We start from the raw sequence: 13,611 nt of genomic DNA, 5'->3' as shown, positions 1-13,611 counted from the left end.
CGAAAAGCAAGGTCACGATAAAAGCCGGTACAGTCATGGTGATGCTCCTGTCACCGGATAACGCGCAGATGAAACCGCAGTCTGTTATTTTCAGACAGCAGAAACCCTTCACCTTATTTCAGTGATCGGTATTTACTTATTTTCGCGCAGAATTCCCGCCGTTTATTTTCCTTTAATTAAAAAGTTAGTAAACAGAGTGAAATCGATTATGTGTCTTTTATTGATGCATAACTGACGCTGGAATTTTATTAAAGAAATAATAAAACGACCAAAGCCGTCAGACATGTGTCAAGACGATGTTCAGCGCAACGAAATGCTGACGTTGAATCAGTGAAAGGAAATCCGACTATGTGGATCTTCGCTGTCAGAAACGATACAGCGTTGTTCCAGCTGACCGGTGACAGGACTGACCCGCCACGTGGTAACGCGGTGATTAATCTTGTTGATTTTAGAGGAAAAAATAGACGATGCGTCTTTCTTGCAGGCAGCCAACATCCTGTCACGGGAAGGGCGGACACGCAAAGTGGATGTCATTGTTTTGCCATCAGAAAAAAGGGTAGATTTGAACTTCATAACACACCTCGGGACCGTGACATTCAGGTTGAGGCAGGATTACACGAGAGCATCAGGCTCTGGCGAGGCACACCCAAACGATGAAATGATCACAATCGATTTTATGTTTACTGTTCCGGCACGCTATATCAGCGTCATCCGGCAAGCTACTGGTTACAGTGTCCATTAGTCTCTTATGTAAAGTTAATAAAGGCCGCTACTTGCGGCTCGTGCAATTTACCCATGCGCTATATTATTGTCAACCCGAAAACATTGCTTGATATGTTTCGTTTATATTTCAGTGAAGAAATAGCCGGACAGCATTCGCTGACCGGCTGACAGATGTCTCACCCGAATGTGATAACATCAGAAATTATATTGGATCCCTAACCTGAAACGCGTTTGTCTTTCGTCAGTGGTTTTCCGCACAGACACATTGCCGATTTGCGCATAAGGCGTCCACTGCTTATTAATATTGTAAGCGACTTTCAGATCCTGCTCATAATCCCATTTATCATTGTCGTAAAGGATTTGATCGCTGTGTTTATAAATATAATTATATTCAAAGCGCCAGTCAGCAATCCGATAACCTAACCAGATTTCACCACGATTAGTTTTACGGTCTTCGGTATTCTCTTTGGTATAACGGGTATATTCATAACGATAACGGGCATTAAAATAGATCCCGTTGTCGAATGTATAGCCTGCGGTTAAAAAAGGTTTATAGATGCTGCTGTCAGAACTGGACTCCAGCGTGAAGCCAGGCTGGATAAACACTTTAGGGGTGATCTTATACTGATAGCTTATGGTGCTTTCAGTACCGTTATCCACCAGATTATTAAAGGGTTTGTTCGGGTTGTCACCGCCGGACTTCCATTTGGCTTCCAGCGAGAAACCAAACCCGTTAGCGAAACGGTGTGACACCATCGCGCGGTCTTTATGTTGTTTACTGTCATCCAGCCATTCATGGCGAAGATCAATCGTCACGGCATGACTGCTGGCGCTGGCCAGCAGTAAGCCGCAGAGTATCAGTCTGCAATTTTTCATTAGTTCTAGATCCCAGAGATATTGAGTAATATTATTTATTTAAAATGGGTATTGCTTTTTAACTGCGCTGCATTCACTTTTTCTTCAGAAAGTCAGCGTAATTAAATCCGCCGTCCGAAAGACGGGTTATCGGATCCTGCAGCCGCAAAGAAATAAAATCTCCGGGCTGAATTTCTTTATTTTGTTTATTCATCGTTTTGTGGCCGGTATAAAAATAATTGCTGTCGTCCACATTGCCGGTCACGGCATCGTCATATTTACCCGGCGAGGTGCGCAAGGAAAGATTGCCTTTGAAGGTGCCCTGCTTGTCCGCCGTGGTGTAAGGCGACGGGCGGAACAAGAAGTTGAAGCGTTTGTTGTCCAGCGCGCGGTTGTTTTCGACAATCAGCGCACCGGGGTTGAAGTTATCGGTGAAACCGTCCATGCCGTTTTCGACCGCCACGCTGTCACGGATGATGTGTGCGACAGGCAATCCTTCACCGCCCAGTTTAAAACCGTTACTGCCGTTGTGAACCGACAGACTGTTTTCAATCGTCACGCTGCCATTCGGGCCGTCCTCAATTTTGTTGAACAGGTCAAAGCCATCGTCAACATTGTCATGCGAATAACAATTCACCAGCCGGTTACCCTCTCCGACGCGCATTTTGACCGCGAAACCGTCAGCATTTTTGCGTCCCGGATCCTCATTTCCCCAGGATTCTGAATTGCTGATCAGGTTATGGCTGGCCCACAGCGCACGGCCAATGCCGTCCGGCGAGGCGACCCAGATGCCGGTATCATCGGCGTGATGGGCTTTCACGCGGTCAATATGATTGTAGCTGCCGGCAATGTGGAAGCTTTTCTGCGTGACAGTAATGTCCCGGATATTCCAGAAGCTCGCATCGAGCTTCAGCCCGTTAAACACCACGTTGTCGCCCTGCGCTCGCAGCGTTTTGCGATTCTGTTCCGTGCCGCTGGCCGTTGCCGGTATCACGCCAGCCGGATATTCCCCCTCTGCCAGCCACAAGGTGCCGCCCGGCGCTAACAGATTAACGGCACTGGCGAAATCAAGCGGATGTTGCGCGGAACCGTCGTTACCGGCCTCGCCCTGCGGGGACACGTGCAATTCATCAGGGTTGCTGACCAGTGCCATTTTCAGCGGAAATTCCAGCGTGACCGGTGTGCCGTTATCCGGCGTAAAAATTATCTGTAACGGCGTGACAGGCTGCTGTGCGTGGAATGGCGCTGTCATCACTTCGCCGCCGCGAACGGCGGTCTGGCGCAGTAAAGGTTTGCCATCCTGATCAATCTGCAACTGACCGTCACCGTTGGTACGCCACTGGATCACGCTGTCACGCCGGGTGATCAGTGGCGATGACATGACTTCGATACGCGCTCTAAGTGACGGTGTCACGTAAGGTGCGGAAGGTTGGGTATGCGCTTCATCCAGCGTCAGTTTGGCGTGACTGACGGTGATGCTGGCATTGCGGGAAGCAAAGAATCCGACGTAATAGCCGGTTTTATCCAGCTGCGTCACACGGTCAGCCCCAGCAACGGACTGGCTGATCCACTGGTCGCTGCCCTGCGGCGCGTAAGCGACATCAAAACTGTTATCCGTGCGGGTCAGGCGTAATGAGAAATGTGCAGGCGTGGTCAGCCGGTGGTAACTCTCACGCACGATGCTGATCCCGGTATTTCCCCACGGTTGTTGCACGCCCTGACGGGCAATCAGCGCCAGAACCGGCGGTTTATCGCCGCTAGCCATTACGCTGTTCATCACCATATTTGATGCGGCCGGTAATTCTTCAATGCCGGGTTTGGTCACGGGTTCACGAGGCGTACCCAGAATATCGCGCACCAGTAATCCGGCCCCTTCCTGCCCTGCCGGTTTTGCGCCGTTTTCCGGCCCGAACTGGTTGAGGGTGAAATCGGCCTCAAGACGGAAATTCACGTCAGCCGGTAATTTCGTATAGAAGTAGGTTAAGCCATCATGACTGTTACCGACCTTGCCGCCGCGGCTTTCCAGCGTAAACGGCGTGCTGAGCAACGTGCCGGCGGCAGGTACCGGTTTACCGTCAGCGAGCCGGGTTTCGTTCATGCCGATTTTTTGTGGCAAAACGTTGGTGGCAAAATTGACGTCAGTAGACTGACCAAACGTGATGCTGCGCCAGACCAGTTTACTGGCGTCAGGCAATGCAGCGGCGCTGCTTTGTGCGCACATCCCGAGGGACAGCGCGGCAATAACAAATTTTGATGCCCGCATAATCGTTCTTATCCTAAAAACGTGAGGGGTCGCTGGCCGGTTTCCCGGCCAGTCGGTGAAGTAAGAAATGCAGAGTTAAATCAGGGTTACGGTTTTTGCGTGGCGCTGACCATCGGTTTAGTCGCGTCCAGTTCAACGGCGGGAGTGTCGAAGATTTTGCGGCAAACTTTGCTGTTGCCCCAGCATTCTTCATACGGATAGCCGATCAGTTCTTCCATCACTGCGCGAACTTCCGGCTGAACGTCGGTGATCGCCCCGCCGGCTTTGATACGCGCCACTTCCCCCAGAACCACTAAGTGTGTTTTGCGGTTCAGTTTCATCTGGTGGCTGAATACCATCGCCATCAGTGCCAGTGCTATCACGCCGATGCAGAACACCAGCGCAATCGCCGTTACCGCGCTTTCAGGCTGCGTATGGGATTTAGACTGGAAGCCGTAGAAGCTTAAAATCGCGCCCATCACGAAGACGATCACCGAGCGCATCAGCTTGCCGGAGAAAGTCATCGCACCGGCGTAAATCCCTTCACGGCGGCGGCCTGTAAAGGCTTCATCAATATCAGCCAGGAAGGTGTAAACAGTCCACGGAATGTAATACACGCCACCGGTGCCGATCCCAAACACCACGGTGATCGTCAGCATCGCCACGGTCGCGTACTGTTGCGGCAGATGCAGTAAGTGCAGCAGGCTGTAGCATACGACCGAGAATACAACGATGCCGAGCGCCAGAATGTAAGGTTTGCTGAAGCCGTGCTTCACGCAAATTCCGATGAAAATGGCGGTGGAGAACAACTGCAGAATGGAGTTCAGACTACTCAGCCCGGCTACCATCGTCGGATCATATTGCAGCACAAAGATGATGAAATACGTAAACACCGAGGCGAACAGCCATTCCGCGCCGAACCCGCACAAATACATGCCCAGATGCTTGCGGAACACGCGCAGGTGGAACGTGGACTTCATGTCCCGCACCAGCGTCAGCATGGTTTTGCCCAGCGTCATTTTCTTCTCATCCACCGGCGTGGTTTCTTCCACCGGACGTTCCCAGGAAGATAAATATAAGAGGCCGATGGCGATACACAGAATGACGCCGTAAGTCAGTGCGGTGAAGAAGAACGGCTCAGCGGAATCTTTGCCGTAAATCAGGATGAACTGACCCGGAATAAAGGCCGCCAGGAAGTTCGCCACTTTGCCGAAAATCGCTTTGTAGCCGGTCAGTTTAGAGCGGGCTGAGAAATCAGTGGTCATTTCGGTGGCCAGTGTTTCGTAAGGCACCATCACCGAAGTGTAAATCAGTTCGAACAGCACATAGGTGGAAAGGTAATACCAGAAACCGAAGCCTTCGACCCATAACAACGGGTAGAACATCATCAGCGGTACACCGAGCAGAATGAAGAAACGACGACGGCCAAAACGTTTGCCGAGACGCGTTTTGCCAAAGTTATCAGAAAGATAACCCATCAGCGGATTACTGATAGCATCAATGATACTGGCGACAGAGAAGATTGCTGAAGCCTGCAACAACGTCAGGCCGCAAAACGTGGTGTAGAAGTACAGCAACCAGATACCGGCGATTGCCAGCGCCCCGCTGCCAAGTAAGTTCCCGCCGCCATAGGCCAGCTGGTGTCTGAAAAGAATTGGTTTTTCTGCGTTCATAGTCGTCCCGCCCGGAGAGTGATTATAAAATTGAACCGCTGTTTCGATTTTATGGATATGGCGTTTTATATAGGCGAGGCGAATGAATAGATGTGAATTAGTTCACATTTGACACAGGAGTGTACGAATGAGCGGTCAGTTTTGAGATACGTGTAACAATATCATTCATAATTAATACACAATTTGCGCGACTATTGGGAATGAATTGGTTTTAATTCGAATGATTAGATAACTACGACTTATGAAACCGTGGCTTAAGCAAAGTGCAGATAAGAATTTCTAAAGGGAATTTTCCGTGAAGGTCGAGCATCTGGCGGGCGTTATCGGGGCTATGGCGTGCAAAATCAGGCAGAAAGGCCATTCCCTGGCCCTGTTGCCTGCTACAGCGAGTCATAATTCTGAGGATGTTGCTGTCAGCTTTTCAGCAGCGACGCGGTGCTTTCATGCAGTTCATCGAGCAGCGTGTAACGTTTGCGGTATTCGGAACGTTTCTTACTGGCAATCTCTTCCATCGGTTTGCGCGGCAATTCCAGCGGGACGTCATACAGTGCCGGGGAATACGGCGTCGCGCTGATGGAATCCCAGAATTCGTTATAACTGGCGACAAACACATTTTTCTTGCGGTGACGGTAGCGCAGGCTGCGGAAAACGTGGCCGGTATCGCTCACGGCCAGAATGCGCTGAACGCCGGTCTCTGCCGCGACGCGTTGCAGGCTTTCCAGCAGCAGGCGTTTTGGGAAAAGCCCGTAACAGGATTTCGTCGCCTGTTTAATGACTTCATGTGGCGTCGAGCGGTGTGCGCCCTGGAATCCCCCGACGATCATCGTCGGCCCTTCCGGGCGCTGCACAATGCTGAAGGTCAGCGCCGCCAGCAAGGTGTCTTCCATATACAGGAACATATTGGCTTCGCCTTCGCGCTCGGATTTACCGATGGAACCCAGTACCACGCGGAAAGCTTCGCCATCTTTACCGGTGAACTGCGTCACGGTGTTCCCCTTTTCGCTGAGGAAAGTGTTACGCATTTGCACGTTTTCGAGGCTTTTGACGAACTCGTAGTGATCCACCAGCGCATCCGCACGACCGGCAGAAGGCAGGCCAAGATGCAGATAGGGTTTGTGGATTTTGCTGGGCAGTTTGGTTTGAATGCTGAATGCTTCCTGCCAGACGGGTTCACTGGCCATTTTATTGAGCACTTTCAGGGTATCGAGCGGGTGCAGCAAGGTACGCACGGCGTATTTCACACGGAACATCCGGTCACGCCACAGATTATCAGGCACGCACGCGCCGCTCAGCAGATCCATAAACAAGCTGAATCCGCTGCTTTTTTTGATTGTTTCTTCAACGCCGATTTGTCCGGAGGAAAATGTGCCGTTGAGGGATTCGGTTTCGTTAAGGGATGAGTGTTCCATGATCGGTTTCCGCTGCCTGAAATAATCACGGTATCACCCGATTTTTAAACATCTTTACAACGTAGAATTAAAGAGAACGCAATGCAGGTGGGAAAATGACGAGCGTTTAGTTGTTGTTTACATATTCCTGACATTAACCTCTTTCTGCCTCCTGATTGTGCGAAGCGGCGGAGAGTACATAAGGCTTTCCGTGGATAGATACTAAATGTCTGAAAATTGTCTTTTTTACAGGAACTGCTAATTGTCAGACCTCTTGCACAGGCATAACGTATACCCCTCAATACATAAAGGGATTTGATTATGTCCGTACCAGACAGGATTCTCTCGTAGATGATTGGACATTTATAGGAACGAGGGAACGCGGGAATTTTCGCCTTCATCCTCTCAGACCCGATGGTACTGGGGTTTCTGATGGTTGCATCACCTTTTATAACCATACGGATTTTAACGTTTTGCGGGATTATTTGCTTCGCGCTCATACGATGATTATTCCTGTCTTACGCCAAAAAGCGTATGGAGAAATTGAAGTTCTGGGAGATATCAATGCACCATGCCTGCATTTCTAGCGCGTTGAAAATTGTTTGGCGGTTGGTGCTGTTCATTGTCATTACATGGCTTTTGATACCTTTAAACGAGTCAGTCACACACTATATTTACCTGATAACTGATCCGGTTGTGGAGTTTTATCATTCTTTTTTAGGATTTGATGCAGGTGACCGCGGGGATATGGAAGAACTTACGTTTCTAATATTTTCGGTGACTACTACATCAATTATTGCTACGTGTTTTATAGCCGTCATTGAAGCATCTTTTAGAAAACTAATGCGGATGTTACGGGGGATATGAATGCGCCATGCCTTATTCTGTAAGATAGCGGTGCGGCTGGCGCTTTTTATTTTTATAGATTACTACCTGTTGTCGCCCTTTCCCGGCTGGCTGATTGATTATGAATACATCAAATCGATAGCCATCGCGGATTATTTTGATCAACTGATGAAGCCAGATTACGGAGAGCCGCCGTGGCCTGGATTGCAGGATGATATTTTTGCCGTGCTCCTGTCTGTTACTGGATTGATCTCTACCCTGTTAATAATGGTTATTATTGAAGCAATAGTGAAAGCAGTTCAGAGGAGTATTAAACGTAAAAAGTTAAATTAAACCCGGTCAATGCCGGGTTATTTATTTATGAATACAAAAACTTGAATAGAATAAATTAGCGCATGACTATTTATTCTCTACAAATTCAAATGCCAGCCGCAGCTGTTCCGCATTCGGATTTCCAGGCAGCAGATGAATGGATTCTCCGGCCTGTAATGTGCGTTCAATCAGGCGCGACATCTGCCGTTCATCGTGAATATCCACCTGCAATTGCGCCAGACTGACCGGCAAATCCAGCACTTTGTACAGTGCGGTTAACTGCTGCACCACTTGCGGCTGATTGAGCAACGCACTTTGCACCAGAATGCCATACGCCACTTTTGTACCGTGCAGAAACGCATCGGTTTGCGGCAACGCGGTCAGGCCGTTGTGGACCGAATGCGCCGCCGCGATACGGGTGTAACGGTCGCCCAGTCCGCCGACTAATCCTCCGCCCGCGATAATCGCGTCCAGTACATTGAGGAACGACTGCGTCAGCTGATTATCATCCTGCGCCTGCAACGCCGCTTCGCTTTCATTGAGCAACACATCCCGAATGGTCAGCGCAGTATTCAGGCCGAGCTGAACGGTTAAGGGCAGTTTTTCCGGCTGCGGGCTGAGCACCACGGCTTCGTACCATTTCGCCAGCGTATCGCCGATACCGGCCAGCAGATATTCCTTGGGCGCACGCAGAATAATGCGTGGCTCGACCAAAACCAGATGGTTAGCGTCGTTAAAGATTTCATAACGCAACGCCTGCCCTTCATCGTTGTACCAGACAGACAGTGGCGTCCAGGCGGCACAGGTCGCGGCAATGGTCGGGATAGCGACAACCGGCAATCCCAGACGTCGCGCCACGACTTTCGCAGTATCCAGCACTGCACCGCCGCCAATGCCGATCACTACCTGACGGTCATTCCCGCCAATATCCGCAATACGCTGCACCTCGGTTTCGCTGCAATGCGCCTTAAACAGAACCCGTTTGGCCTGCGAAGCGGTAAAGGCTTCCGGCAGGAAATCCTGTGCTGCCACTAAGGCACGCTCGCCGTAAATCCACAGCGCGTTATCCAGTTGCGCCGGTGTATAGAAGTCGCTCAGCCGGTCGATAGCACCGGGGAACGAAAAATAACTGGCGGGGCCGGTGACCACGCGGATATCTGTCTCACTCATGGGGAAATCCTTAATTTAGAAGCTGTTATCATCCTACGCCCGGACATCCGGATGGCTAATAATCTTTGGCATTAACTTATGCCTTTTCGTTCGTTGCCATTCATTCGCGGGTCATCAAAACTCGGGCAATCAATTCATTAACTCAATATAAGAGCCTGTACAAGGCCTGTCATGAATTGTCCTCCCGTTAAAATGATGATTAACCACACAGGGTAATAACCATGAAACTGTTTTCCTCGTCGTTACTGGCGTTAAGTTTGCTCTCCGTTTTCCCTTCTTTTGCCGCCGGCACCGCGCCAGTACCGAAAGCCATCAGCGATCATAAAGGGCCGGTACGCATTGCAGTGATCCGCAATCTGGGCTCAGACGACAACACAACGCAGTTTGTCTCCGGCGCGATTCAGGAAGGCCGCAAGCTGGGCTTTCAGGTGAATGCATTTCTCAGTAACGGTGATGACGCCAAATTCCAGGACTTTGTGAATCAGGCGATCAGCCAGAAATATGATGGCATTATTTTGTCACAAGGGCGCGATCCCTATTCCACCGAACTGCTCAAACGCATCACCGCCAGCGGCATTGCCGTTTCAGTGTTTGATACGGCGGTCAACGGCGACATTCCCGGTGTGACCGTTACCCAGCAGGACGATGCGTCGCTCACCGATCTTTCCGTCGGTCAGCTGATTAAAGATTTCAATGGCAAAGCCAATATCGTCAAACTGTGGGTTGCCGGTTTCCCGCCAATGGAACGTCGTCAGGACGCGTATAAAAAAATCTTAGCCGCCAATCCGGGCATTCATGAGCTGGAATCCGTCGGCGCGGTGTCTTCTGACGTTCAGGGGGATACCGCAAATAAAGTCGGCGCGCTGCTGGCGAAATACCCGAAAGGCAAAATCGATGCTATCTGGGGAACCTGGGATGCGTTCAGTCAGGGCGCGTACAAAGCCCTGCAGGAGAATGGCCGTACCGAAATCAAACTCTACAGCATTGATATTTCCAATCAGGATATTGGTTTGATGCGCGAAGCCAACAGCCCGTGGAAAGTCAGCGTGGCGGTCGATCCGAAACTGATTGGGGCGATCAACATGCGTCTGGTTGCCAGTAAAATTGCCGGTGAGAAAACGCCTGCCAGCTATGAATTCAAAGCCGCAGCCATTCCGCAGGCGCTGCTGGTCAGCAATCCTGACGCGGTAAATGTGGCGTCGCTGGCGAAAGTGATCCCGGGCTGGGGTAAATCCGATGATTTTATTGCGCCGTGGTTCGCCACGCTTGAAGCGCAGCACAAAAAATAAGGCCTGAAGATGACTACACATTCTCTCCCCACGCCGGAATACAGCCGGAATATGCGGCTGATCGGCCACAGCGATCAGGGCGGAAAACCTGACGGCGTGCAGGTCATGGTTTACCGTGGTTATGCCTATATCGGTCATATGGTGTCGCAGGGCTTTTCCATTGTGGATGTGCGCGACCCTAAAAATCCACGCCCTGCCGGTTTTGTCGCTGCGCCTCCGGGCACCTGGAACGTGCATTTACAGGCGCACGACGATTTACTGCTGGTGATCAACGCGCGGGATTTGTTCGCCGACGTGCGTTTTGCCGATGAAAAAGTCTATTACACCCGCTCCGTCAGCGAGACAGTGCAAGGCACGCAACAGCGTGGATGGAGTGCCGGTGTGCGTATCTTTGATATTTCGCTGCCCGATCAGCCAAAAGAGATCGGCTTTCTCGGGGTGGAAGGGATCGGTGTGCATCGTATCTGGTACGTCGGCGGGCGCTGGGCGTATGTGTCCGCGCTGATTGACGGCTACAGCGATTACATTTTCCTGACCATTGATCTGGCCGACCCGCGCAATCCTCAGGTTGCCGGTCGCTGGTGGTTGCCCGGAATGCACACCGCTGGCGGTGAAACGCCGGACTGGCCGGAAGGTAAACGCTACGCATTGCATCACGCGATCATCAGCGGTGATACTGCCTATGCCAGCTGGCGCGACGGCGGTCTGACACTGCTGGATATTAAAGACCCCAGCGCGCCGCAGCTGATTTCACACCGCAACTGGAGCCCGCCATTTGGCGGCGGCACGCATACCGCTCTGCCGTTGCCGGACCGGGATCTGCTGGTCGTGCTCGATGAAGCGGTGCTGGATAATCAGGAAGATGGCGAGAAGCTGATCTGGGTATTTGATGTGCGCGAGCCGTCGAATCCGGTGAGTATTTCGACCTTTCCGCAACCGGCAGAACGGAATTACGTCAGCAAGGGCGCGCATTTCGGGCCGCATAATCTGCATGAAAACCGTCCCGGTAGTTTTGTCAGTTCGACGCTGATTTTCGCCACCTATCAGAATGCCGGAGTGCGTGCGTACGACATCAGCAATCCGTATCAGCCAAAAGAAACCGGTGCGCTGGTGCCCGCGGCACCAGCAAGCATGATGGATAAACGTCCGGGCAGGCCGCAGGTGATCCAGTCCTGCGACGTGTTTGTCGATGCGCAGGGCATTATCTACAGCACCGACTACAACGGTGGTTTATCAATCATCGAATATCTTGGCTGACGCCCTGCCCGTACCTGGCTTAGTGGATTGAATCTATTTGGCTTCAGGTGCGGGCGTTTTTGCTTTTCCCGCCAACTTTTTTCCCGGACTGAGTACCAGCCACACCGCCACGCAGATCAGTATTCCGCCCGCGAAGAAGCCTTCAGACAGCGTTTCATTGAGTAACAGATAACCCCATAAAATTCCGAACGGCGGGATCAGAAATGTCACTGTCATGCTGCGCAGCGGGCCGATGTCGGCAATGAGCCGGAAATACAGGATATACGCCCACGCGGTACAGATAAGGCCGACTGCCAGCACGCACAGCCAGACCAGCGGCTGCGCCCAATGGACCGGCGCTTCGGTCGCAGATGCGTAAAGGAAGAACGGCAACAGGAACAGCGTGGCACCCAGCTGGCTGCCAGAGGCGACCAGTTTTGGATCTAATCCGCCGCGTTCTGTTATCCAGCGACGGGTCAGGAAACCGGCTACTGCATAGCAACCGGTCGCCACCAGACACGCGATCACACCCGCCAGCAGTTGCGGTACCGACTCTGCGCTGCCAGTTGTGGTCAGCAAGGTGATGCCGAATAAACCTGTCAGCACGCCGAGCGCCTTTTTAAGCGTCACTGCCTCGTTGAAGAACAATCCGCCCATCACCACGCCCATCAGCGGCGTGGTCGCGTTGAGGATCGCCGAATAACCCGCCGGTAACCAGCGTGCCGCCAGACAATACATCAGGAACGGCAAACCGGAGTTGATCACCCCGAGCAGCAGCGAACTGCCAAATTTTTGCTGGTAATCACGCGGCGTTCGCATCACGGCAAGGATAACGACGAGTCCGATAAACCCAAACAGCACGCGCAAAAACGCAGTATTGATGGCACCGAATGCCGGTGCCGCCACCCGCATAAACAGAAAACTCCCCCCCCAGATCGCCGCCAGCAGTAACAGACGGCAAAAATCACCCGCTTTCATTCACATCCCCTATTGAATATTGGCTATTGCCTTGTTTTAGTAGTGGAATTATCAACGTTAAAATCGTGTTAACCAGTGTAGTGAATACGCTGGCGAATTAATCTGCTTTTTCTTGCTTTTATATTCTGAACAGGACGCTTTCATGACTGATTTTTCGCAGGCTGATTTTGATGTTCGTGTGGAATGGGGCGCGCCTGCCATGGAGCATCTGGCGGCAGAAGCGGACTGTATTGTCATTATCGACGTGATGTCGTTTTCCACCTGCGTGAGTGTGGCCGGTGAACGCGGCGGCATGATCTTCCCGTATCCCTGGAAAGACGCCAGTGCGCAGCAATTTGCCGCAGAGAATAATGCCGAATGTGCGCAGTTTGACCGGCGTTTTCAGGGGCAGGGTTTCACTCTTTCTCCCTGCTCCTTGCTGAACATGACAGCGGGAACGCGGCTGGTGCTGCCTTCGCCGAACGGATCCGCGCTGACTTTTAAAGCCAAGGCGCACAAGGCGGCGATTTTCACCGCCTGTTTTCGCAATCTGACCGCGACCGCCCGCGCGTGTGAAAAGTTTCGCCAGATTTTGATCGTGCCCGCTGGTGAAAAGTGGCCGGACAACTCACTGCGTCCGGCACTTGAAGATTTTGCCGCCGCTGGCGGGCTGGTTTCGCGCCTTTCGCACCGTCGTTTATCTGCTGAAGCCCGCGCTGCCTGTGCTGTTTATCAACATCTGACACGGGCAGAACTTGAAGGCTGTAGTTCAGCGCGTGAGCTGAACCGTCGTGGATTTGCCGCCGATATCGCACTTTGTCTGGAGGAAGATGTCAGCGATTTTGCCTGCCAGTTGCAGGGCAAGTCCTTCACTTCGTTCCGCTGAAAGAAAATCGCTCTTTTTGATCCTCATGCGATCT

11 protein-coding genes are annotated in these 13,611 nt (G+C 51.7%); 5 read left to right on the top strand and 6 right to left on the bottom strand.

What is annotated here, in order from left to right; all coding sequences use genetic code 11:
* Positions 1 to 918: 918 nt before the first annotated feature.
* From EC840_RS04930 to EC840_RS04915, 4 genes are all read right to left on the bottom strand, one after another.
* The gene (locus EC840_RS04930) at positions 919 to 1,599 is read right to left on the bottom strand and encodes an oligogalacturonate-specific porin KdgM family protein (protein WP_129640034.1); all 681 of its coding nucleotides are present in this window, start codon (positions 1,597 to 1,599) and stop codon (positions 919 to 921) included.
* A gap of 73 nt (positions 1,600 to 1,672) precedes the next feature.
* The gene (locus tag EC840_RS04925) at positions 1,673 to 3,841 is read right to left on the bottom strand and encodes a right-handed parallel beta-helix repeat-containing protein (protein ID WP_132964162.1); all 2,169 of its coding nucleotides are present in this window, start codon (positions 3,839 to 3,841) and stop codon (positions 1,673 to 1,675) included.
* Positions 3,842 to 3,927: 86 nt separating this feature from the next.
* A complete protein-coding gene (locus tag EC840_RS04920) occupies positions 3,928 to 5,493 on the bottom strand; it encodes an MFS transporter (protein ID WP_132964160.1) in 1,566 nt (521 codons plus the stop codon).
* Positions 5,494 to 5,906: 413 nt separating this feature from the next.
* Positions 5,907 to 6,902: a VirK/YbjX family protein gene (locus EC840_RS04915; RefSeq protein WP_132964158.1), complete on the bottom strand. Its 996-nt coding sequence runs from the start codon at positions 6,900 to 6,902 to the stop codon at positions 5,907 to 5,909.
* A gap of 194 nt (positions 6,903 to 7,096) precedes the next feature.
* On the opposite strand from EC840_RS04915, the gene EC840_RS04910 reads away from it, so the two are divergent.
* Entirely contained in the window at positions 7,097 to 7,468 is a 372-nt protein-coding gene (locus tag EC840_RS04910; protein WP_314721047.1) for a tlde1 domain-containing protein, read from the top strand.
* Positions 7,469 to 7,748: 280 nt separating this feature from the next.
* Positions 7,749 to 8,060, top strand: coding sequence for a hypothetical protein (locus EC840_RS04900; protein ID WP_112286662.1), 312 nt, complete (start codon positions 7,749 to 7,751; stop codon positions 8,058 to 8,060).
* A 66-nt stretch (positions 8,061 to 8,126) separates the two neighbouring features.
* Here the strand turns inward: EC840_RS04900 and EC840_RS04895 are convergent, their stop codons facing one another.
* Positions 8,127 to 9,209: an oxidoreductase gene (locus EC840_RS04895; protein ID WP_132964156.1), complete on the bottom strand. Its 1,083-nt coding sequence runs from the start codon at positions 9,207 to 9,209 to the stop codon at positions 8,127 to 8,129.
* 221 nt (positions 9,210 to 9,430) lie between these two features.
* Here EC840_RS04895 and EC840_RS04890 point away from each other — a divergent pair, with 221 nt between their 5' ends.
* Both EC840_RS04890 and EC840_RS04885 read left to right on the top strand, forming a co-directional pair.
* Entirely contained in the window at positions 9,431 to 10,498 is a 1,068-nt protein-coding gene (locus EC840_RS04890; RefSeq protein WP_132964154.1) for a sugar ABC transporter substrate-binding protein, read from the top strand.
* 9 nt (positions 10,499 to 10,507) lie between these two features.
* Positions 10,508 to 11,755, top strand: coding sequence for an LVIVD repeat-containing protein (locus EC840_RS04885; RefSeq protein ID WP_132964152.1), 1,248 nt, complete (start codon positions 10,508 to 10,510; stop codon positions 11,753 to 11,755).
* A gap of 33 nt (positions 11,756 to 11,788) precedes the next feature.
* Here EC840_RS04885 and EC840_RS04880 read toward each other — a convergent pair whose 3' ends face one another.
* Positions 11,789 to 12,712: a DMT family transporter gene (locus EC840_RS04880; RefSeq protein WP_132964150.1), complete on the bottom strand. Its 924-nt coding sequence runs from the start codon at positions 12,710 to 12,712 to the stop codon at positions 11,789 to 11,791.
* 142 nt (positions 12,713 to 12,854) lie between these two features.
* Here EC840_RS04880 and EC840_RS04875 point away from each other — a divergent pair, with 142 nt between their 5' ends.
* Positions 12,855 to 13,577, top strand: a complete 723-nt coding sequence (locus tag EC840_RS04875) for a 2-phosphosulfolactate phosphatase (RefSeq protein ID WP_132964147.1) — start codon at positions 12,855 to 12,857, stop codon at positions 13,575 to 13,577.
* Positions 13,578 to 13,611 lie beyond the last annotated feature (34 nt).

Origin of the sequence: Rahnella sp. JUb53 (assembly GCF_004346065.1) — a bacterium.
Lineage (GTDB): Bacteria > Pseudomonadota > Gammaproteobacteria > Enterobacterales > Enterobacteriaceae > Rahnella > Rahnella variigena.
Note: the sequence above shows the minus strand (reverse complement) of the source record. Positions and strands in the feature narration are given on the sequence as shown.